Raw genomic sequence first — 20,343 nt, forward strand, 5'->3', positions numbered from 1 at the left:
TAATTTAAATGTAGATTTAGCACTCGAATACAAAGAGTGCTAACAGAGGTGATATACGTGCTGACAGACCGCCAACTTTTCATCTTGCAGATTATCATTGACGACTTTATTCGTTCGGCGCAGCCAGTCGGTTCACGCAATCTTGCCAAGAAAGAGGAAATTTCCTTTAGTCCGGCCACTATTCGTAATGAAATGGCGGATTTGGAGGAAATGGGGTTTTTGGAAAAAACGCATACCTCATCCGGCCGTGTTCCGTCGGAAAAAGGGTACCGGTATTACGTAGATCACTTACTGTCACCGGGATCTTTGCGGCGCAGCGAACGGACAGCGATTCATTCTATTTTTGCCGACAGGCAGGAAGGGCTTGAAAAAGCCGTTCAAAATGCAGCGACGATTTTGTCAGAATTGACAAATTATACATCGATCGTTCTTGGACCGAAATTTAACGACCACCGGGTTAAGCGCCTGCAAATTATTCCTATTGATACCCAGTCTGCTGTTGCTATCATTGTGACCGACACGGGACATGTGGAAAATAGAATTTTCACTCTGCCGGAAGGAATAGAGCCGTCAGATATTGAAAAAATGGTTAATATTTTAAATGATCGGCTGACCGGTGTGCCATTGGCAGAGCTTCACCGGAAAATTTACAAAGAAACAGCGGAATTAATGAGACGGCATCTTCACAATTACGAAGCTGTGCTGCATATGTTTGCGGAAGCTTCCGGCGGCTCTCCAATCGGCAAGCTGTTTATCGGGGGCAAAACAAATATTTTCAATCAGCCGGAATTTCGTGATGTGGAAAAAGTCCGCCTTGTGATGGACATGATGGAGAAAGAACAAGATATGTATGAGTTAATCCGCCCGACAGAAACCGGTGTACAGGTGAGAATCGGAACGGAAAACGCGGAGCAGGCAATGGAGGACTGCAGTTTAATTACGGCATCTTATTCCGTTGGGGATGAGCCGGTTGGCACCATTGCCATTCTTGGTCCGAAACGGATGGAGTATTCGCGTGTGATTACACTTGTGGATTTTTTAAGTCATGACATGACAAAGGTGCTGACGCGCCTTTACAATACGCGAACATAAATTGATGATAAATGTTGGAGGTGATATCAGTGGCAGAAGAACAAAAGCCATTGACGGAAGAAAAACCAGCCGATGAGGCGGTTTCTTCTACAGAAGAGCAAGGTACCGTTGAAGTAGAAGTGGATCAAACAACCATTGAAGAGGTAGAAGAAGAATCAAAAGAAGAGCAGCTTCAAAAGCAGCTCGATGAAGCAGAGGACCGTTATCTGCGTCTGCGGGCAGATTTCGATAATTTCCGTCGCCGGGCAAACCTGGACCGGGAAGCACAGGAAAAATACCGCGCGCAAAAGCTTGTAACGGAGCTGCTGCCAGTGCTTGATAATTTCGAGCGGGCGCTGCAAATCACTCCAGAACATGAAGAAACAAAATCTGTTCTTCAAGGAATGGAAATGGTTTATAAAACATTTGTTACAGCGCTTGAGAGCGAAGGTGTTAAGCCAATCGAAACAGTCGGAAAGCCATTTGATCCGAATGTACATCAAGCAGTCATGACTGACAGCGATGAATCAGCAGAACCAAATTCAGTTTTAGCTGAGCTGCAAAAAGGCTATACATTAAAAGATCGGGTTATCCGCCCGTCAATGGTAAAAGTAAATCAATAAATTTATTTTGATAAGCAATGATTTCAGGAGGGAACTTTAAAAATGAGTAAAATTATCGGTATTGACCTTGGAACAACGAACTCTTGCGTAGCAGTCCTTGAAGGCGGCGAAGCAAAAGTAATCCCAAATCCAGAAGGCAATCGCACAACACCATCTGTTGTAGCATTTAAAAATGACGAGCGCCAGGTAGGGGAAGTGGCAAAACGCCAAGCGATTACAAACCCGAATACCATTATTTCGATTAAGCGCCATATGGGTACAACCCATAAAGAAACGATTGATGGAAAAGAGTATTCACCACAAGAGATTTCCGCAATGATTTTACAACATTTAAAAGCTTATGCAGAAGATTACCTTGGTGAAAAAGTAGACAAAGCTGTTATTACGGTACCGGCTTACTTCAATGATGCTGAACGCCAGGCTACAAAAGATGCCGGTAAAATTGCTGGTCTTGAAGTAGAGCGTATTATCAATGAGCCGACAGCTGCTGCGCTTGCATACGGCATGGATAAAACAGACCAGGACCAAACGATTCTTGTATACGACCTTGGCGGCGGTACATTTGACGTTTCGATCCTTGAGCTGGGCGACGGCGTATTTGAAGTACTTTCAACTGCCGGCGACAACCGTCTGGGCGGCGACGACTTTGATGAAGTCATCATTGACTATCTTGTAAATGAATTCAAAAAAGAAAACGGCATTGATTTGTCAAAAGACAAAATGGCAATGCAGCGTTTAAAAGATGCTGCTGAAAAAGCGAAAAAAGATTTGTCTGGTGTTACATCTACACAAATCTCTCTTCCATTTATCACAGCAGGCGAAGCTGGACCGCTTCACCTTGAAACAACACTTACACGTGCAAAATTTGATGAACTGTCATCAAACCTTGTAGAGCGTACGATGGGCCCTGTTCGTCAGGCACTTCAAGATGCAGGCAAAACAAATGCGGATATCGATAAAGTAATCCTTGTCGGTGGATCAACTCGTATTCCGGCTGTACAGGAAGCGATCAAAAAGCAAACAGGCAAAGAGCCGCATAAAGGCGTTAACCCGGACGAAGTAGTTGCAATGGGTGCAGCGATCCAGGGCGGCGTTCTTACAGGTGACGTAAAAGACGTTGTTCTTCTTGACGTTACACCGCTTTCGCTTGGTATTGAAACAATGGGCGGCGTATTCACAAAGCTGATCGATCGCAATACAACAATCCCGACATCAAAATCACAAGTATTCTCGACGGCAGCAGATAACCAGCCGGCTGTTGATATTCATGTGCTTCAAGGCGAGCGTCCAATGTCAGCGGACAATAAAACACTTGGCCGCTTCCAGTTGACAGACATTCCGCCGGCACCGCGCGGTGTACCGCAAATTGAAGTAACATTTGATATTGATAAAAACGGTATTGTAAATGTAAAAGCAAAAGATCTTGGCACACAAAAAGAACAGGCGATTACGATTCAATCTTCATCCGGTCTTTCTGATGAAGAAATCGAACGCATGGTAAAAGAAGCGGAAGAAAACGCGGATGCTGACAAACAGCGTAAAGAAGAAGTAGAACTTCGCAACGAAGCAGACCAGCTTGTGTTTACAACAGAAAAAACGGTAAAAGAGCTTGAAGGCAAAGTGGACGAAGCAGAACTTCAAAAAGCTACGGAAGCAAAAGATGCGCTGAAAGAAGCTATTGAAAAAGGCGATCTTGAAGAAATCCGCACAAAACGCGATGCATTAAATGAAATTGTGCAGGCATTGTCTATGAAGCTGTATGAAGAAGCAGCAAAAGCGGCTCAAGCACAGCAAGGGGCTGAAGGTGCGGCCGCAAAAGATGACGGTGTCGTGGATGCCGAATTTGAAGAAGTGGACGATTCAAAAGATAAAAACTAAGCGAAGTCACACGAAAAAGTCAAAGTCAGCGGTTTTCCGGCTTTGGCTTTTTTCGTGAAGCAATTTAATTTACCAATGAAGAGCAGATGTGTGTTAAAATAGCGGTTATGTGAATAAAACGGGAGTGAAAACGGTGAGTAAACGGGATTATTATGACGTATTAGGCGTCGGTAAAACGGCTTCAAAAGACGAAATTAAAAAAGCATACCGAAAGCTGTCTAAAAAATATCATCCGGATATCAATAAAGAAGCGGGCGCGGATGAAAAGTTTAAAGAGATTTCGGAAGCTTATGAAGTGCTGAGCGATGAGTCAAAAAGAGCCCAGTACGACCAATTTGGCCACGCAGGCCCGCAGCAGGGCGGATTCGGCGGTGGCGGGTTCTCCGGCTTTGGCGGCGGTTTTGATGATATTTTTAGTACCTTTTTCGGTGGTGGAGGACGCAGACGCGATCCGAATGCGCCCCGTCAGGGAGACGACCTTCAATATACAATGACTTTGACGTTTGAAGAAGCGGTTTTCGGTGTGGAAAAAGATATTACCATTCCGAAAGAAGAAGAATGCGGAACGTGCCACGGAAGCGGTGCGAAGCCGGGCACATCTCCTGAAACATGCTCACACTGTGGCGGAGCCGGCCAGGTAAATGTGGAGCAAAACACACCATTTGGCCGTGTAGCAACGCGCCGTACTTGTCATCATTGCAGCGGTACAGGCAAAATGATTAAAGATAAATGTTCTACATGTGGTGGAGACGGCCGTGTAACGAAAAACAAAAAAATCAATGTGAAAGTGCCTGCTGGTATTGATGAAGGCCAGCAAATCCGTTTATCCGGGCAGGGAGAAGCCGGTATTAACGGGGGACCTCCAGGCGATTTGTATGTTGTATTCCGCGTGCGCGAACATGAATTATTCGAACGGGACGGCGATGATATTTACTGTGAAATGCCGATCACATTCGTACAGGCTGCTCTTGGTGATGAAATCGAAGTGCCGACAGTTCATGGTAAAGTGAAGCTGAAGATTCCGGCTGGCACACAAAGCGGCACCAGATTCCGTCTGCGCGGCAAGGGTGTAGCCAACGTAAGAGGTTTTGGCACTGGCGATCAGCATGTTTTAGTAAAAGTAATTACACCGGTAAAACTAAATGAAAAGCAAAAGCAGCTGCTGCGGGAGTTTGCAGAGGTAAGCGGTGAGCAGCCAAGCGAAGAAGATGGCTTCTTTGATAAAGTAAAACGCGCACTCAAGCGTGATTAAATGGCATGATGGGAGCGGACATATATGAAGTGGTCAGAAATTTGCATTGAAACCGTAAATGATGCAGTTGAACCGATTTCGAATATTTTACATGAGGCAGGGGCGAGCGGTGTTGTCATTGAAGATCGTGCCGAGCTTGATAAGAAGCGGGAAGGCGGCCTTTTCGGTGAATTGTACGAGCTGAACCCGAACGACTACCCGGATGAGGGAGTGGCTGTAAAAGCGTACCTGCCGGTAAACAGTTTTCTGCAGGAAACGGTTGATGATATTACAGCTGCTGTTAAAAATTTGTCTGCTTATCAAATTGATACTGGAAAGCTGCGCGTATCTGTCAGCGAAGTACATGAAGAAGACTGGGCAACCGCATGGAAACAATATTATAATCCGGTAAAAATCTCTGAAAAATTTACGATTGTCCCTACATGGGAAGAGTATGAGCCGTTTTCAACCGATGAACTCATCATTGAGCTGGACCCGGGCATGGCATTTGGTACAGGAACGCACCCAACAACCGTGATGTGTCTGCAGGCGCTGGAACGGTTTGTGCAACCAAACCACCATGTAGTGGATGTGGGAACAGGATCAGGGGTGCTGGCTATTGGTGCCGCTCTGCTGGGAGCTTCTCGTGTCACAGCGCTTGATTTAGATGAAGTGGCCGTATCAGCAGCACGCCAGAACGTGGCACTGAACCATGCAGAACACATTGTTACAGTTTCAAAAAACAATTTAATTGACGGAATTGACGACCAGCCCGATGTAGTTGTCTCCAATATTTTAGCGGAAGTGATTATTTCCTTTACCGGTGACGTAGCGTCAATCCTGCGTCCGGGCGGATTCTTTATTGCATCCGGTATTATCGGGCAGAAAAAAGAAGAGGTTCGCAAGGCGATGACGGATGCTGGTTTATTTATCGAAGAAACCGTAGTTATGGAAGACTGGGTCTGCATCGTCGGTAAAAAAGCGGAATGACAGAGGTGCAAGTATGCAGCGATATTTCTTAACGAGTGGGCAGAATGCAGAAAACATTCACTTTTCAAAAGAAGATGCGCATCACATCCGCCGGGTTATGCGGATGGAAGAAGGAGACCGTGTTTATGCCGTCTTCCCGGAAGGCGAAGCAGGGGTGGCTGTCTTAACGTCTGTAACAGACACCTCTGTTGAAGCGAGAATAGAGGAATGGATTGAGCAGTCAACGGAAATGCCGGCTGAGGTTGTAGTTGCCTGCGGTCTTGTGAAAGGTGATAAATTCGATTATATTATACAGAAAGGAACAGAACTCGGCGCTGCCGGGTTTGTTCCATTTGAAGCAGAGCGCTCGATCGTAAAGTGGGATCCGAAAAAAGGAGCCAAGAAAACAGAGCGCTGGCAGAAAATTGCTAAAGAAGCGGCGGAACAGTCACACCGAAACCGAATTCCAGGCGTAGCAGAACCTGTGTCTATGAAGCAGATGATTGAGCAGTCAAGCACGTTTGATGTGAAAATCTTTGCTTATGAAGAAACGGCTAAATCCGGAGAAATGACGGCATTTTATGAGGCTGTTCATTTATTGAAGCCAGGCGGGCGAATGCTGGTCGTCACCGGTCCGGAAGGCGGGTTTTCCGAAAAAGAAGCGGCTCAGCTGCAGGATTCAGGATTTATTCCCTGTGCCCTTGGCCCAAGAATTCTTCGGGCGGAAACAGCGCCTTTGTATGTGCTGTCGGCGGTTTCGTTTTATCTAGAATTAAAGAGGTGATCAACATGCCAACAGTGGCATTTCATACATTAGGCTGCAAAGTAAACCATTACGAAACAGAAGCAATCTGGCAGCTGTTTGAGCAGCGAGGCTATGAACGTACAGATTTTGAAAAAACGTCTGACGTTTATGTAATTAATACGTGTACCGTTACCAATACAGGTGATAAAAAAAGCCGGCAGGTAATCCGGCGCGCAGTGCGCAAAAATCCGGATGCGGTTATTTGTGTAACTGGCTGCTATGCGCAGACATCCCCGGCTGAAATTATGGCCATTCCGGGAGTAGATATTGTTGTAGGGACACAGGATCGTGTCAAGATGCTTGATTATATCGAGCAATTTAAAGCGGAGCGACAGCCGATCAATGCGGTAGGAAATATTATGAAGAATCGCGTATATGAAGAACTGGATGTGCCGGCATTTACGGACCGGACTCGTGCTTCTTTAAAAATTCAAGAAGGCTGCAATAACTTCTGCACGTTTTGTATTATTCCATGGGCACGCGGCTTAATGCGTTCGCGTGATCCGGAAGAAGTCATTCGTCAGGCAAAACAGCTTGTCGAGTCCGGCTATCAGGAAATCGTTTTAACAGGTATTCACACTGGCGGTTATGGGTCTGACTTTAAGGATTATAATCTGGCAATGCTTCTTCGTGATCTTGAGGCGAAGGTGCCTGGATTAAAACGAATCCGTATTTCTTCGATTGAAGCAAGTCAGTTAACCGATGAAGTGATTGATGTGATTGACCAGTCAAATATTGTGGTCCGTCACCTGCATATTCCGCTTCAGTCCGGTTCGGACACAGTATTAAAGCGGATGCGCCGCAAGTATACAATGGCCGCTTTTGCAGATCGCTTAAACCGGCTGAAAAAAGCACTTCCAGGGCTTGCTGTAACGTCTGACGTTATTGTGGGCTTCCCGGGCGAAACAGAAGAAGAATTTATGGAGACGTACAACTTTATTCAGGAACATGGTTTCTCTGAGCTGCATGTATTCCCGTATTCAAAACGGACGGGTACGCCGGCAGCCCGAATGGAAGATCAAGTAGATGAAGAAGTGAAAAATGAGCGTGTTCATAAGTTGATCGCCCTTTCCGATCAGCTTGCGAAAGAATACGCAGCCCGCTTTGAAAACGAAGTGCTCGAAGTGATTCCTGAAGAACCGTTTGGAGAAGGCGGAGAAGGGCTTTACAGCGGTTATACCGACAATTATTTAAAAGTGGTTTTCCCGGCTACAGAAGATATGGTAGGGAAAATTGTAAAAGTGAAGATTACAAAAGCTGGCTACCCATACAACGAAGGACAGTTTGTCCGCGTTCTTGAACCAGTTCACGCATAATCCAAAGCCGGCCGCTGGGCCGGCTTTTTTGCGGCTGTTTCTCGCAAGCCGCCCGGAATAATGGTAAACTAAAGAGGTACGGACAACTAACCGAAAGGGGATCATGAAGATGATTACCGATACATTTGGAAATATTGCTAAAACAATTGACCATACGCTGTTAAAAGCAGATGCGACACAGGAAGAAATTGCGAAGCTTTGTGAGGAAGCAAACCGGCACGGCTTTGCATCGGTCTGTGTGAATCCAGCGCGGGTCAAGCAGGCGGCTGAACTCCTGCGGGGATCAGAAGTAAAGGTTTGTACAGTGATCGGCTTTCCGCTTGGCGCTACGCTGACGGAAGTAAAAGCGTTTGAAACAAAAACAGCGATTGAGCACGGAGCGACAGAAGTCGATATGGTGATCAATATTGGCGCTTTAAAAGACGGCGACACCGAAACTGTTCAAAAAGATATCAAAGCGGTCGTGGCTTCTGCGCAGGGAAAAGCGCTTGTAAAAGTCATTATTGAAACAAGCCTGTTAACGCAAAAAGAAAAGAAAACAGCATGCGAGCTCGCAGTGGCTGCAGGAGCGGATTATGTTAAAACATCAACCGGCTTTTCAGCAGGCGGAGCAACGGAGGAAGATGTACGCTTAATGCGTGAAACCGTCGGGCCTAAAGTAGGCGTAAAAGCTTCAGGAGGCGTTCGTACCCAGCAGGATGCTATGACAATGGTGAAAGCAGGAGCAACACGAATCGGCGCAAGCTCAGGAATTGCCATTGTAACCGGAGTTGAAGGAGAAGCCGGATATTAATTATGAATGTTTTGTAAAGAAAGTTTCTTGACCGAATACTATGCATGTATTATAATAATGCAGTACATGGAATTTCCATCGTAATGTGTTCGGAGGGAGGGAAAAAGAAATGTCAAAAACTGTTGTTCGCAAAAACGAATCGCTTGAAGATGCTCTTCGCCGTTTCAAGAAAACTGTTTCTAAAACTGGCACCCTGCAGGAGTACAGAAAGCGCGAATTTTATGAAAAACCAAGCGTGAAACGCAAAAAGAAATCAGAAGCAGCTCGTAAACGTAAGTTCTAAGAGGAGGTTTTTATATGAGTCTTCTCGGACGTCTTAATGATGAGATGAAGCAAGCGATGAAGAACAAAGAGAAAGAAAAGCTGACAGTCATCCGCATGCTCAAAGCTGCATTGCAAAATGAAAGTATTAAAGCAGGCGGCCGCGACCTGACAGAAGAGGAAGAACTGACAGTCCTTTCTCGCGAAGTGAAACAGCGCAAAGACTCCCTCCACGAGTTTGAAAAAGCCGGCCGTGAGGATCTTGTGGCCAAAATTCAGACTGAACTGACTTACGTGAACGAATATATGCCCGAACAGCTTTCAGAAGAAGAAGTATCAGCCATTGTGGAAGAAACAATCGCTGAAACAGGCGCTTCTGCAAAATCAGACATGGGGAAAGTGATGGCTGCGCTTATGCCAAAAGTAAAAGGCAAAGCAGATGGATCACTTGTCAACCGTCTTGTTCAGCAAAAGCTTTCTTAAAAAGCTGCCGTCCTTAATTGGGCGGCAGCTTTTTTATTTTATTTTATGAAACTTTTTTCCTGTTTATTCCGTATAAATAAGAAACAACCTACAGAAAGGCGGTGAAATTGAGTGACATGAGAAACTGGACAGGGCTGCTTGCAGGTTTTCCAGTTTTAACGGCCTTTAACTGGAGTGACCGGTTTATTGAGTTTGCGACACACCCTATTACGGTCATGATTTTGTTATCCGTTATGCTGGCAGGTTTTATTTTGGAATTGTTTACACCAGGCTTCGGACTCCCTGGGATGGCTGCCACCCTTGCATTAATCATCTTTATAGCAGGCCATATGATGTCAGGTGATGCCGGGATATCAACCGTTCTGCTTATCATTGTTGGTGTTCTTTTTATTCTGGCCGAAGTCATCTTACCAGGCGGGGTTGTCGGTTTTTTAGGCTTTCTTCTTTTTGCCGCAGGAGTACTTTTTGCCGGTGCAAGCATGCTATGGACGGCCGTTTCCCTATTGATCGCCTTTTTAGTAGCAACTGCAGTACTGATTTTGATGGTAAAGGTGTTGGGAAAAGAAATGAAATTTTTAAAAAAGTTTATTTTAAGTGATTCGACGAATACTGAACGCGGCTATGTGTCGAATGTGACGCGCACAGACTTAATCGGGAAAACAGGTAAAACGAAAACACCTCTGCGTCCATCAGGGACGGTTGTGATTGACGGAGAGCGCATTGATGCGGTGGCAGAAGGCGTTTTCATTCCCGCAGGCGTAGAGGTAGCTGTTGTAAAAACAGAAGGTGTCCGGGTTGTTGTTAGAGAAATGGAGTCCTAAAGGAGGAAGGATTGTATGGTTGTAGGAAATACTGTTCTTTTAATTGCTGTTGTGGTTGGAGTCATTATTTTACTCAGTGTTTTGTTAACACTTGTGCCGGTCGCGCTTTGGATTTCTGCCCTGGCAGCCGGTGTGAAAATTAGCATCTTTACATTGGTTGGTATGCGGCTGCGCCGGGTTATACCAAGCCGTGTTGTGAATCCGCTTATTAAAGCATCTAAAGCGGGCCTTGGCTTAACCATTAATCAGCTTGAGAGCCATTATTTGGCCGGGGGCAACGTTGACCGTGTGGTAAATGCGCTGATTGCCGCTCATCGGGCCAATATCGACCTGACGTTTGAACGGGCAGCTGCGATTGACCTCGCCGGCCGTGATGTACTGGAAGCCGTTCAAATGAGTGTTAATCCGAAAGTGATTGAAACACCTTTTATTGCTGGGGTTGCTATGAATGGAATCGAAGTAAAAGCAAAAGCGCGTATTACAGTTCGGGCCAATATTGACCGCCTTGTCGGGGGAGCCGGGGAAGAAACCATTGTAGCCCGTGTGGGTGAAGGAATCGTTTCGACCATTGGTTCAAGCGATCATCATAAAAAAGTGCTGGAAAACCCGGATATGATTTCACAGACGGTTTTAAATAAAGGGCTGGATTCCGGCACTGCATTTGAAATTTTGTCTATTGATATCGCAGATGTGGATATCGGCAAAAATATCGGTGCCGAACTGCAGACAGAACAGGCAGAAGCCGATAAAAATATTGCTCAGGCAAAAGCAGAAGAACGCCGTGCAATGGCGGTAGCGAAGGAGCAGGAAATGAAAGCGCGCGTAGAAGAAATGCGGGCAAAAGTTGTAGAAGCAGAGGCAGATGTACCTCGTGCGATGGGAGAAGCATTGCGTGCCGGTAATATTGGCGTGATGGACTATTTAAATATCCAAAATCTTTCTGCGGATACAGATATGCGTGATGCAATCAGCGGTCTTGGGGAAAAGAAAAAAGATCATAATCAGGATTAATCCAATGTAAAAGGGGGTCGTCGCAATAGAAGCACTCATTATTGCCGTTATTGCCGGTTTGATCTCAATGCTTTTTAATAAAAAAGAAAAGCAGGAAACGCCTAAGTCTCATAAACAAAAAGCTGAACGGAAAGCAAAGGATTTAGCCGGCCGTCTAGAAGATCAACGTGCAAACGTGAAGGCAGCAATACCGGGCGAATTAAAACAGCCGAATACGCAGCCGGTACTAAAAGAGGAAAAAAGCGAGTCACGCCCTGCCCGGGTAAACCGAACAAAAAAACAAGAGCCGATCTCGGTCATTGATACATGGACGGGAGAAGACATGATAAAAGGGATTATCCTGTCTGAAGTTCTTGGTCCGCCAAAGTCGAAGTGTAAAAAGTGATGAGTGCCCCTTTTTTTTCATAGATATATGAAAAAGAAAGGGGCGCTTTTAATGAAATGGATGGGGAAAATGGCCGGGCTGCCAGAAGATGCTATCGGCCGCATTCCAAGAGTAGTGGTCATTGGCATGAATAAAGTAACGGTTTACAATGCCGAAAAGCTTGAGCAATTTACTGACCGGACTGTGCGCATCCAGCTGTCGGATGCTGTGCTTGAAATACAGGGGAAATCACTTGAGGTCCTGGAACTCATGCCCTCTGAAGTGGTGATTGAAGGAACAATGACAAGCGTTTGCTTAAAGGAAAAACGATTTGGCTGACTTTTTTGTAAAAGGCGCTGTAACCGTGCTGGTCAGAGGAGAAGAGGCCCCTTTATTTCCTGGCAGACTGCACCAGCGCGGCGTCACCTTAAAAAACATTCAGTACAGCCGCCAAAATGAAGTTCAATTCACCCTGTGCCTTGAAGACATAAGCAAGCTTCGGCAGGAAGCAAGACGCTTTTCAGGCACCGTTCGGTTCAAGGAACGGACTGGCCTTCCTTTTTTGAAAAAGCGGGTCATCCGCTATGCGCCATTCCTCATTGCCAGCCTTTGCTTTTTTCTGGTGATGGTTTTGCTGTCTGCGATGATTATTCGAATCGATATACAGGGGGCGGATGACGAACTGGAAAGAGACGTCCGGGCTTTTTTGAAAAAAGAAGGAATCCGTGAAGGAGCGATTCGCCTGAACGATGTAGATACCGAAGCGATATCCAGGCGTGCCGTGCAGGATATACCCGGTGTAGTGCGTTTTTTAATTCAAAAAAAAGGAGTCGTGTATGTAGTGGATGTTTCCTCAGAACATCCGCCTCCGCGCGATACGGCTAAAACACGGCATGTAAAGGCTGTAAAATCGGGTGTTATTCAGGATATGTTTATTAAGTACGGTGTGTCGGAAGTGCAGCGCGGTGATTTTGTAGAAGCCGGAGACCGGCTGATTAAGGGAACAAAAAAAAAGCCAGCTTCCGGGACCGTTACGGCAGAAACATGGTATAAAGCAACCGTTACGCTTGGAGGTGGCGCATTAAAAACGAGAAATGGGGAAAATAGAAAACATATCTTCTTTTCAATTGGTGAAAAAGAGTATGCCTTATGGAAGCCTTCGTCTTTGAAAGGGTCTATTCAGAGGGAGGAAAACCGATATTCTTTTTACTTTTTTTCTTATCAGCTTCCTTTTTCGGTGCGGACTGAAACAGAGTATGCATTAAAGCCGGCTGGAACAGTAGAAACGGAAGCGGAACAAGAAGAAAGAGCTGTTCAGGCAGCGAAAGCGACATTGATGGCTAAACTTCCTAAAGAAGCAGAAGTGGTAGGCGAAAACGTTTTACAGAAGCGGTCTGAAAGTGGTAAAGTAAAGGTGATTATACACTTCCAAGTACTTGAAAATATTGCAATTAACTAACGTGGCAGCTAAGGAGAATGATTGAATGCAGGAAGAATTGAAGTCAGCAGCCGTCGCTCTCGGCGACCAAAACGAAGCCGTTCTATTATTCGGCGTTTCTGATCGTCATTTAACGATCATGGAAGAAGAATTCCACGTATCAATGGTAACACGGGGAGAAGCGGTTCATTTATCTGGAACCGCGGAAAACGTTGAAAAAGCACGGGTAGTGGTGGAGCAGCTGCTTGCTGTCATTCGCAAGCAAATCAATATAAGTGAACGCGATGTCATTAATGCTGTTCAAATGGCTAAAAATGGCACAATTGAATATTTAGATGAACTGTATGAAGAAGAAATCACAAAGAATGCGAAAGGAAAGTCTATTCGTATTAAAACGCTGGGCCAGCGGGATTACATTGAAGCCATTCGCGGCAGGGACATTGTTTTTGGCATCGGGCCTGCTGGAACCGGTAAAACATACCTTGCTGTTGTAATGGCTGTGCGTGCATTGAAAAACGGCCAGGTGAAACGAATTATTTTAACACGCCCGGCCGTTGAGGCAGGCGAGAGCCTTGGCTTTCTGCCAGGAGACTTAAAGGAAAAAGTCGATCCGTACCTGCGTCCATTATATGATGCGCTTCATGATGTTCTTGGTGCAGAACATACCGAGCGTATGATTGAACGGGGGACAATAGAAGTGGCGCCGCTTGCTTATATGCGGGGCCGTACGCTTGATGATGCTTTTGTTATTTTAGATGAAGCGCAAAATACAACGAATGCACAAATGAAGATGTTTTTAACGCGTCTCGGTTTCGGCTCTAAAATGGTCATCACAGGTGACCGCACACAAATTGACCTGCCAAAAGGCGCTGCTTCAGGTCTTGTGTCAGCAGAACAGGTACTTGGAAACACTTCTGGCATTTCGTTTATTCATTTAACAGGGACGGATGTTGTGCGCCATCCACTCGTGGCAAAAGTCATTACAGCATATGAAAAAGCGGAAAAAGGAGATGGCCAGCATGGCACTCGTCGTTGATTTTTTGGACGAAACGAACAAGCTTGAAGAAGGAGTAGAAAAGCTTGCTGAAGAACTGCTTCAGCTGGCAGCTGAGAAGGAAGCTGTGCCAGACGGCAGTGAAGTTTCTATCACGTTTGTAACCAACGAGCGGATTCAGGAAATTAACCGCGACTATCGGGACAAGGACACCCCGACTGACGTGATTTCATTTGCTCTTGAAGAAATGGGCGAAGATGAAGTGACCATTACTGGAACAGATATGCCCCGTATATTAGGCGATATCATTATTTCCATTGACCGGGCGAAGGAGCAGGCGGAAGAATACGGCCACTCCTTTGAACGGGAGCTTGGCTTTTTAACGGTCCACGGTTTTTTGCATCTTCTTGGGTATGACCACATGAATGAACAAGACGAAAAAGAGATGATCAGCCGCCAAAAAGATATTTTGGATGCGTATGGACTTGAAAGATAAACGGTCTTTTCACATAAAAAGACTTTTTTCTTCGTTCCGCTTCGCTGGAAATGGGCTGAAGCTCGCTTTATCTGAACCGAATATGCGCGTGCATATTGCTGCAGGTATATTGATATCTGCAGCCGGTTTTATTTTTGAGCTTACCCGAACGGAATGGTGTGTACTGCTTTTAACGATAGCAGGTGTTATGTCATTTGAAATGGTGAATACAGCTATTGAAAAAACAGTGGATCTTGTCACGGAAGAATACAGGCCGCTCGCAAAAATGGCGAAAGACCTGGCAGCGGGAGCCGTTCTGCTTTTTGCCATCGCAGCGATGATCATTGGCTGCCTTTTATTTATTCCGAAACTTTAATGAGGTGAATGAACATGAATCAACAACAGCTTATGGAAGCGGCAAAGCAGGCGCGTGAACGAGCGTACGTTCCTTACTCGAATTTTAAAGTAGGCGCTGCACTGCTGACAAAAGATGGGCAGATATTTGGCGGATGTAATATTGAAAATGCCGCATATGGCGTTGTGAACTGCGCTGAACGTACCGCTATTTTTAAAGCTTGGTCTGAAGGCGCAAGCGAGTATGCAGCCATTGCTGTTGTAGCAGACACGAACCGGCCTGTGCCGCCGTGCGGAGCGTGCCGGCAGGTGATTGCGGAGCTTTGCCCGCCGGACATGCCGGTTATTTTAACAAATTTGAAAGGCGACGTGCAGACACTGACCGTAGCAGAGCTTTTGCCGGGCGCTTTTTCACCGGAGGATTTAAATGGAGAATAACACATACAAATCAGGATTTATTGCTATTATCGGCCGCCCGAATGTCGGTAAATCAACTTTTTTAAATCGGGTAATCGGCCAGAAAATCGCCATTATGAGCGACAAGCCCCAGACAACCCGTAACAAAGTGCAGGGCGTTTTAACAACAGAGAACGCCCAAATGGTGTTTATCGATACGCCGGGGATTCATAAGCCGAAGCATAAGCTTGGGGATTTTATGATGAAAACCGCTGTCAATACGTTAAAGGAAGTCGATCTCATTCTTTTTATGATCAACGCAGAAGAAGGACTTGGCGGAGGCGATGAATTTATTATCGACAAGCTGAAAGATGTGAAAACACCTATTTTTCTTGTCATTAATAAGATTGACCGTATTCATCCGGACAAATTGATGGAATTAATCGTGCAATACAAAGAATTTCTTCCGTTTGCTGAGATTGTGCCGATTTCAGCGCTTGAAGGAAATAATGTAGACAGGTTGCTTGAGCAAGTGGGGAAAATACTGCCGGAAGGCCCGCAGTACTATCCGGCCGATCAAGTAACCGATCACCCTGAGCGCTTTATTGTTTCAGAATTAATTCGTGAAAAAGTGCTGCATTTAACTCGTGAAGAAGTGCCGCACTCGATTGCGGTTGTGATTGATAAAATCTCCAAGCGTGATGGCAAAGATATGATCGATGTGATGGCGACCATTATTGTAGAACGGGATTCACAAAAAGGAATTGTCATCGGCAAGCAAGGAGCGCTTTTAAAAGAAATCGGCAAGCGTTCACGCCGGGATATTGAGCATTTGCTCGGTTCAAAAGTATTTTTAGAGCTCTGGGTAAAAGTACAAAAAGACTGGCGCAACAAAGCGGCAAATTTACGCGACTTCGGTTTTAAAGAAGACGAATATTAAGGGCTTGAGAAGGAGTGGGCAGCATGCTTGAAAAGTGGGAAGGCATCGTGCTCCGGACCAATGATTATGGAGAAACGAATAAAATTGTCACCATGCTGACACGTGAAAAAGGAAAAAGAGGGGCAGTGGCGCGGGGAGCCAAAAAAACAAACAGCCGGCTTTCTGGTGTTACCCAGCCGTTTACACATGGATATTTTCTTGTGCAGGGCGGCCGCGGGCTTGGCACCATGCAGCAGGGAGAAACGCTTGATTCCATGCGCCATATTCGGGAAGACCTGGTAAAAACAGCTTATGCGGCCTACATTGTTGAGATGACCGACCGAACAACCGAGGATGGTGAAGGGGGCGCACCGCTGTTTGAGCTCGTTCGTAAAAGTCTGGTGTACATCAACGAAGGGATGGACCCGGCTATTGTGACCAATATTTTCGAAATGAAAATGCTGGCACATGTCGGACTCCGGCCTGGGCTTTCTTCCTGTGCCGTATGCGGTGAAACAGAAGGGCGTTTTGGCTTTTCTATTCGGGAAAACGGCTTAATCTGCCACCGCTGTTTTGACAAAGATCCTTACTATCTTCCGCTTTCCCCAGCCGCGATCCGTCTGCTGAGGCTTTTTTACTTTTTCGACTTGGACCGCCTTGGCTCCATTGATGTGAAGGAATCAACGAAAAAAGAGCTGCGGTCGGCTATTTCCATGTATTATGACGAGTATGCCGGCTTGTTTTTAAAATCGCGCCGGTTCTTGGAACAAATGGAACGGTTTGAAAGTGTCTTTAAAAAAGATGAGGCGGATGATTGACAAAAAGATCGTTATGCATTACCGTTTAATAGACAAAAGCAAATAATCAAGTGCAGTGAAGGAAACAAGTAAGCGTGATTTTTCTTTTCAAGCGAGCCTGGGGCGGTGTGAGCCAGGTAAAGAAACAGGCTGAAGGGGCACTCTGGAGCACATTTTAAAGAAAGCGGCCATTTGGCAAATAGGGTGGAACCGCGGGCAAAAGCCCGTCCCTATGTACACAATTTTGTGCTACATAGGGACGGGCTTTTTGCTGTTAAAATAACTTTTTTTCTTTAAATGATTTTCCAGCTTTCGATACGATCAGGTCGAGAGACGTCCTGCGCTTTATTAATAAAAAGGAGGAAGTAAAGTGAATATTCAAGAGATGATTTTAACGCTCCAGAAGCATTGGTCAGATCAAGGCTGCATTTTAATGCAGGCGTACGATGTGGAAAAAGGAGCAGGTACGATGAGCCCTTATACATTTTTGCGGGCTATTGGGCCGGAGCCGTGGAATGTAGCTTATGTAGAGCCGTCCCGACGTCCGGCAGATGGGCGTTATGGAGACAACCCAAACCGTTTGTATCAGCACCATCAATTTCAAGTTATTATGAAGCCGTCTCCAGACAATATTCAGGAATTATATTTGGATTCATTAAAAGCGCTTGGTATTGATCCGCTTGAACATGATATCCGTTTTGTAGAAGATAATTGGGAAAACCCGTCGCTTGGCTGCGCGGGCCTTGGCTGGGAAGTATGGCTTGATGGGATGGAAATCACTCAATTTACGTATTTCCAGCAGGTTGGGGGGCTTGAGTGCAAGCCGGTATCCGTTGAAATTACGTATGGTATCGAACGTCTGGCTTCTTATATTCAAGACAAAGAAAATGTTTTTGAACTGGAATGGACAAACGGATTTACCGTGCATGACATTTTTTATCAGCCGGAATTTGAGCATTCAAAATATACATTTGAAACGTCTGATCCAGATATGCTGTTTAACTTGTTCAGCGTATACGAAAAAGAAGCAAAACGCCAAATGGACGAGGGGCTTGTTCATCCGGCATACGATTATGTGTTGAAATGTTCGCACGTTTTTAACGTACTTGATGCCCGAGGAGCCATTTCGGTTACGGAACGGACAGCTTACATTGGACGGATGCGGAATCTTGCCCGTCAGGTAGCAAAAACATTTTATGAAGAGCGGGAAAAATTAGGCTTCCCGATTTTAAACCGGAAAGGGGACGCGGCTCATGAGTAAAGATCTTTTATTGGAAATCGGCCTGGAGGAAATGCCGGCCCGTTTTGTAACGCAGTCCATGAAGCAGCTGGGCGATAAAACAGCCGCTTTTTTAACAGAGCTAAACATCAGCTTTGGAGATGTTCAAACATACTCGACGCCAAGACGTCTTGCCGTCCTTGTGAAAAATGTCTCGGAAGCACAGGAAGATATTAATGAAGAAGCAAAAGGCCCGGCTAAAAAAATTGCGCAGACAGAAGGTGGCGAATGGTCAAAAGCGGCCATTGGCTTTGCAAAAGGCCAGGGTATGACAACAGATGATATTTACTTTAAAGAAATAAAGGGTGTTGAATACGCGCATGTGAAAAAGTTCGTCAAAGGGCAGGAAACAGCCGCGCTTCTTTCAGGCCTTGAGGATGTTGTGCTTTCTTTAACATTCGGCAAAAACATGCGGTGGGGCTCCAATGACATTCGCTACGTGCGTCCGATTAAATGGGTAGCAGCCTTGTTTGGACAGAACGTCATTTCATTCGAGGTAGCAAATGTTGAAGCCGGAAATCAAACGGCAGGGCACCGGTTCCTGGGCACGTCAGCTCTTATTTCAGAGCCGGCAGCATATGTGGATACGTTAAAAGGCGAGTTTGTCGTTGCAGATCCTGAAGAACGCCGCGGCATGATCCTGGCCCAATTGAAAGAGCTGGAAAATCAAAATAACTGGTCCATTCCTGTAGATGAATCGCTTTTAGAGGAAGTGAATAACCTCGTCGAATATCCTACGGCGCTTTCTGGTTCATTTAATGAAGCGTTTCTGGACTTGCCGGAAGAAGTGCTGATTACATCTATGAAAGAGCACCAGCGTTACTTCCCGGTTAAAGATGCAGACGGTACGCTGCTGCCTCATTTTATTACCGTCCGCAACGGCAACACTCATGCGATTGAGAAAGTCGCACGCGGCAATGAAAAAGTATTGCGTGCCCGTTTAGCGGATGCCGACTTCTTTTACAAAGAAGATCAGAAAACGCCGATTGCTGATTCTCTTCAAAAGCTGGAAAGAATTGTTTACCATGAAAAAATTGGCACACTGTCAGAAAAAGTGTCCCGGATTCGCCGTATTACAGCAAGTCTCGCCCAGTTAATCGGTGCAACAGACGAAGTAAAAGCGTTGGCAGACCGCGCAGCAGAAATTTGCAAATTTGACCTTGTTACACAAATGGTGTATGAATTTCCAGAGCTGCAAGGCGTGATGGGTGAAAAATATGCCCGTCAAAAAGGTGAAAAAGAAGAAGTAGCTGTGGCGGTTAATGAGCACTATATGCCGCGTTCAGCAGATGATGCCGTTCCGGCAACGGAAACAGGCGCCCTTGTCAGTATCGCAGATAAGCTTGATACAATTACGGCCTGCTTCGCAGTTGGAATTATCCCGACCGGCTCTCAAGATCCATACGCCCTTCGCCGTCAGGCAGCAGGTATTGTGCAGACGATGCTGGAGCAGAACTGGAATGTACCGCTTGAAGACGTGATTGCTGCTGCAATTAAAGAAGTGCTTGCAGACCATGTGGGTGATAAAACAGCCGAAACGCTTCAAGAGGAAATCAGCTCCTTTTTCTCGCTTCGCGTCAAGCATATTCTTCAGGAAAAAGGCGTTCGGTATGACATTATTGATGCTGTTTTAACAAAAGCAGGAACGCTGAAGAGCATGGAAGAAACAGCTGCGGTGTTAATGGCCCATAAAGAAGATGAGGATTTCAAGGAAACGATGGAAGCGCTGAGCCGCATTGTGAATATTTCAAGAAAAGCAGCCGGTGAACAAACGGTAAATCCATCATTGTTTGAAAACGACCAGGAAGCAGCATTGTATAAAGGATATGAGACGTTACAAAGTGAATGGAACCAGACGGCATCAGCGGAAGCCCGTTACAGCCTTCTTGCGTCCTTAAAGCCGGCTATTGAAGATTATTTTGATCATACAATGGTCATGGCAGAAGACGAGGCGCTTAAACAAAACCGCTTAGCGATGATGACGCATCTGGCCCGCTTTATTCTTGACTTCGCAGAAGTGCCGGCTGTTCTTGTAAAATAAACCGGTCCATCCTGCGGTGCCCGC

Annotated in this window: 23 protein-coding genes and 1 other annotated feature; all 23 genes read left to right on the forward strand. The window is 45.7% G+C overall.

Annotated features, from left to right (window positions below; translation table 11 throughout):
- Positions 1–57: 57 nt before the first annotated feature.
- The gene (gene hrcA, locus L2D08_RS08920; RefSeq protein WP_242233409.1) at positions 58–1,092 is read left to right on the forward strand and encodes a heat-inducible transcriptional repressor HrcA; all 1,035 of its coding nucleotides are present in this window, start codon (positions 58–60) and stop codon (positions 1,090–1,092) included.
- Between the two features lie 11 nt (positions 1,093–1,103).
- On the forward strand, positions 1,104–1,694 hold the full coding sequence (grpE, locus tag L2D08_RS08925; protein ID WP_255821898.1) for a nucleotide exchange factor GrpE: 591 nt from the start codon (positions 1,104–1,106) through the stop codon (positions 1,692–1,694).
- 42 nt (positions 1,695–1,736) lie between these two features.
- Positions 1,737–3,572: a molecular chaperone DnaK gene (gene dnaK, locus L2D08_RS08930; RefSeq protein WP_242233411.1), complete on the forward strand. Its 1,836-nt coding sequence runs from the start codon at positions 1,737–1,739 to the stop codon at positions 3,570–3,572.
- A 133-nt stretch (positions 3,573–3,705) separates the two neighbouring features.
- The gene (gene dnaJ / locus L2D08_RS08935) at positions 3,706–4,824 is read left to right on the forward strand and encodes a molecular chaperone DnaJ (protein ID WP_242233412.1); all 1,119 of its coding nucleotides are present in this window, start codon (positions 3,706–3,708) and stop codon (positions 4,822–4,824) included.
- 24 nt (positions 4,825–4,848) lie between these two features.
- The gene (prmA, locus tag L2D08_RS08940; RefSeq protein WP_242233413.1) at positions 4,849–5,793 is read left to right on the forward strand and encodes a 50S ribosomal protein L11 methyltransferase; all 945 of its coding nucleotides are present in this window, start codon (positions 4,849–4,851) and stop codon (positions 5,791–5,793) included.
- A 13-nt stretch (positions 5,794–5,806) separates the two neighbouring features.
- Positions 5,807–6,556: a 16S rRNA (uracil(1498)-N(3))-methyltransferase gene (locus tag L2D08_RS08945; protein ID WP_242233414.1), complete on the forward strand. Its 750-nt coding sequence runs from the start codon at positions 5,807–5,809 to the stop codon at positions 6,554–6,556.
- A gap of 5 nt (positions 6,557–6,561) precedes the next feature.
- The gene (gene mtaB / locus L2D08_RS08950; RefSeq protein WP_242233415.1) at positions 6,562–7,893 is read left to right on the forward strand and encodes a tRNA (N(6)-L-threonylcarbamoyladenosine(37)-C(2))-methylthiotransferase MtaB; all 1,332 of its coding nucleotides are present in this window, start codon (positions 6,562–6,564) and stop codon (positions 7,891–7,893) included.
- A 109-nt stretch (positions 7,894–8,002) separates the two neighbouring features.
- Positions 8,003–8,686 (forward strand): deoxyribose-phosphate aldolase, encoded by a 684-nt coding sequence (gene deoC / locus L2D08_RS08955; protein WP_242233416.1) that lies wholly within the window; start codon positions 8,003–8,005, stop codon positions 8,684–8,686.
- Between the two features lie 109 nt (positions 8,687–8,795).
- Positions 8,796–8,969 (forward strand): 30S ribosomal protein S21, encoded by a 174-nt coding sequence (gene rpsU, locus L2D08_RS08960; RefSeq protein WP_018393973.1) that lies wholly within the window; start codon positions 8,796–8,798, stop codon positions 8,967–8,969.
- 14 nt (positions 8,970–8,983) lie between these two features.
- Complete coding sequence (locus tag L2D08_RS08965) at positions 8,984–9,430, forward strand: GatB/YqeY domain-containing protein (protein ID WP_242233417.1); 447 nt, start codon at positions 8,984–8,986, stop codon at positions 9,428–9,430.
- 116 nt (positions 9,431–9,546) lie between these two features.
- Positions 9,547–10,251 carry an NfeD family protein gene (locus tag L2D08_RS08970; protein WP_242233489.1) on the forward strand — a complete coding sequence of 235 codons (705 nt, stop codon included), beginning with the start codon at positions 9,547–9,549 and terminating at the stop codon, positions 10,249–10,251.
- Positions 10,252–10,266: 15 nt separating this feature from the next.
- Positions 10,267–11,262 (forward strand): flotillin-like protein FloA, encoded by a 996-nt coding sequence (floA, locus tag L2D08_RS08975; RefSeq protein WP_242233418.1) that lies wholly within the window; start codon positions 10,267–10,269, stop codon positions 11,260–11,262.
- A gap of 67 nt (positions 11,263–11,329) precedes the next feature.
- Positions 11,330–11,647 (forward strand): hypothetical protein, encoded by a 318-nt coding sequence (locus L2D08_RS08980; protein ID WP_242233419.1) that lies wholly within the window; start codon positions 11,330–11,332, stop codon positions 11,645–11,647.
- 51 nt (positions 11,648–11,698) lie between these two features.
- Entirely contained in the window at positions 11,699–11,965 is a 267-nt protein-coding gene (locus tag L2D08_RS08985) for a YabP/YqfC family sporulation protein (RefSeq protein ID WP_242233420.1), read from the forward strand.
- Positions 11,958–13,085: a sporulation protein YqfD gene (locus L2D08_RS08990; RefSeq protein WP_242233421.1), complete on the forward strand. Its 1,128-nt coding sequence runs from the start codon at positions 11,958–11,960 to the stop codon at positions 13,083–13,085. The genes L2D08_RS08985 and L2D08_RS08990 overlap by 8 nt, the downstream gene beginning before the upstream one ends.
- 25 nt (positions 13,086–13,110) lie before the next feature.
- Positions 13,111–14,100: a PhoH family protein gene (locus tag L2D08_RS08995; protein ID WP_242233422.1), complete on the forward strand. Its 990-nt coding sequence runs from the start codon at positions 13,111–13,113 to the stop codon at positions 14,098–14,100.
- A complete protein-coding gene (gene ybeY, locus L2D08_RS09000) occupies positions 14,084–14,554 on the forward strand; it encodes an rRNA maturation RNase YbeY (protein WP_242233423.1) in 471 nt (156 codons plus the stop codon). Before L2D08_RS08995 ends, ybeY begins: the two co-directional genes overlap by 17 nt.
- Positions 14,538–14,909 (forward strand): diacylglycerol kinase family protein, encoded by a 372-nt coding sequence (locus L2D08_RS09005; RefSeq protein WP_242233490.1) that lies wholly within the window; start codon positions 14,538–14,540, stop codon positions 14,907–14,909. The genes ybeY and L2D08_RS09005 overlap by 17 nt, the downstream gene beginning before the upstream one ends.
- A 14-nt stretch (positions 14,910–14,923) precedes the next feature.
- The gene (locus L2D08_RS09010) at positions 14,924–15,325 is read left to right on the forward strand and encodes a cytidine deaminase (RefSeq protein WP_242233424.1); all 402 of its coding nucleotides are present in this window, start codon (positions 14,924–14,926) and stop codon (positions 15,323–15,325) included.
- Positions 15,315–16,223 carry a GTPase Era gene (gene era / locus L2D08_RS09015; RefSeq protein ID WP_242233425.1) on the forward strand — a complete coding sequence of 303 codons (909 nt, stop codon included), beginning with the start codon at positions 15,315–15,317 and terminating at the stop codon, positions 16,221–16,223. The genes L2D08_RS09010 and era overlap by 11 nt, the downstream gene beginning before the upstream one ends.
- Positions 16,224–16,246: 23 nt before the next feature.
- Positions 16,247–17,020 carry a DNA repair protein RecO gene (gene recO / locus L2D08_RS09020; protein WP_242233426.1) on the forward strand — a complete coding sequence of 258 codons (774 nt, stop codon included), beginning with the start codon at positions 16,247–16,249 and terminating at the stop codon, positions 17,018–17,020.
- Between the two features lie 46 nt (positions 17,021–17,066).
- Positions 17,067–17,234 (forward strand) — a binding site (T-box leader).
- 135 nt (positions 17,235–17,369) lie between these two features.
- Positions 17,370–18,260 carry a glycine--tRNA ligase subunit alpha gene (glyQ, locus tag L2D08_RS09025; protein WP_242233427.1) on the forward strand — a complete coding sequence of 297 codons (891 nt, stop codon included), beginning with the start codon at positions 17,370–17,372 and terminating at the stop codon, positions 18,258–18,260.
- Entirely contained in the window at positions 18,253–20,319 is a 2,067-nt protein-coding gene (glyS, locus tag L2D08_RS09030; RefSeq protein ID WP_242233428.1) for a glycine--tRNA ligase subunit beta, read from the forward strand. Before glyQ ends, glyS begins: the two co-directional genes overlap by 8 nt.
- Positions 20,320–20,343: the final 24 nt, after the last annotated feature.

The sequence above is a fragment of the Domibacillus sp. PGB-M46 genome (assembly GCF_022668875.1).
Classification (GTDB): Bacteria; Bacillota; Bacilli; order Bacillales; family Domibacillaceae; genus Domibacillus.

Coding starts and splice junctions, on each gene's coding strand:
- prmA (WP_242233413.1), top strand. CDS start 4,849: ATGAAGTGGTCAGAAATTTGCATTGAAACCGTAAATGATGCAGTTGAA.
- floA (WP_242233418.1), top strand. CDS start 10,267: ATGGTTGTAGGAAATACTGTTCTTTTAATTGCTGTTGTGGTTGGAGTC.
- L2D08_RS08965 (WP_242233417.1), top strand. CDS start 8,984: ATGAGTCTTCTCGGACGTCTTAATGATGAGATGAAGCAAGCGATGAAG.
- L2D08_RS08970 (WP_242233489.1), top strand. CDS start 9,547: ATGAGAAACTGGACAGGGCTGCTTGCAGGTTTTCCAGTTTTAACGGCC.
- dnaK (WP_242233411.1), top strand. CDS start 1,737: ATGAGTAAAATTATCGGTATTGACCTTGGAACAACGAACTCTTGCGTA.
- rpsU (WP_018393973.1), top strand. CDS start 8,796: ATGTCAAAAACTGTTGTTCGCAAAAACGAATCGCTTGAAGATGCTCTT.
- L2D08_RS08980 (WP_242233419.1), top strand. CDS start 11,330: ATGCTTTTTAATAAAAAAGAAAAGCAGGAAACGCCTAAGTCTCATAAA.
- L2D08_RS09005 (WP_242233490.1), top strand. CDS start 14,538: ATGGACTTGAAAGATAAACGGTCTTTTCACATAAAAAGACTTTTTTCT.
- L2D08_RS09010 (WP_242233424.1), top strand. CDS start 14,924: ATGAATCAACAACAGCTTATGGAAGCGGCAAAGCAGGCGCGTGAACGA.
- L2D08_RS08995 (WP_242233422.1), top strand. CDS start 13,111: ATGCAGGAAGAATTGAAGTCAGCAGCCGTCGCTCTCGGCGACCAAAAC.
- recO (WP_242233426.1), top strand. CDS start 16,247: ATGCTTGAAAAGTGGGAAGGCATCGTGCTCCGGACCAATGATTATGGA.
- grpE (WP_255821898.1), top strand. CDS start 1,104: ATGTTGGAGGTGATATCAGTGGCAGAAGAACAAAAGCCATTGACGGAA.
- ybeY (WP_242233423.1), top strand. CDS start 14,084: ATGGCACTCGTCGTTGATTTTTTGGACGAAACGAACAAGCTTGAAGAA.
- deoC (WP_242233416.1), top strand. CDS start 8,003: ATGATTACCGATACATTTGGAAATATTGCTAAAACAATTGACCATACG.
- mtaB (WP_242233415.1), top strand. CDS start 6,562: ATGCCAACAGTGGCATTTCATACATTAGGCTGCAAAGTAAACCATTAC.
- L2D08_RS08945 (WP_242233414.1), top strand. CDS start 5,807: ATGCAGCGATATTTCTTAACGAGTGGGCAGAATGCAGAAAACATTCAC.
- L2D08_RS08985 (WP_242233420.1), top strand. CDS start 11,699: ATGAAATGGATGGGGAAAATGGCCGGGCTGCCAGAAGATGCTATCGGC.
- era (WP_242233425.1), top strand. CDS start 15,315: ATGGAGAATAACACATACAAATCAGGATTTATTGCTATTATCGGCCGC.
- glyS (WP_242233428.1), top strand. CDS start 18,253: ATGAGTAAAGATCTTTTATTGGAAATCGGCCTGGAGGAAATGCCGGCC.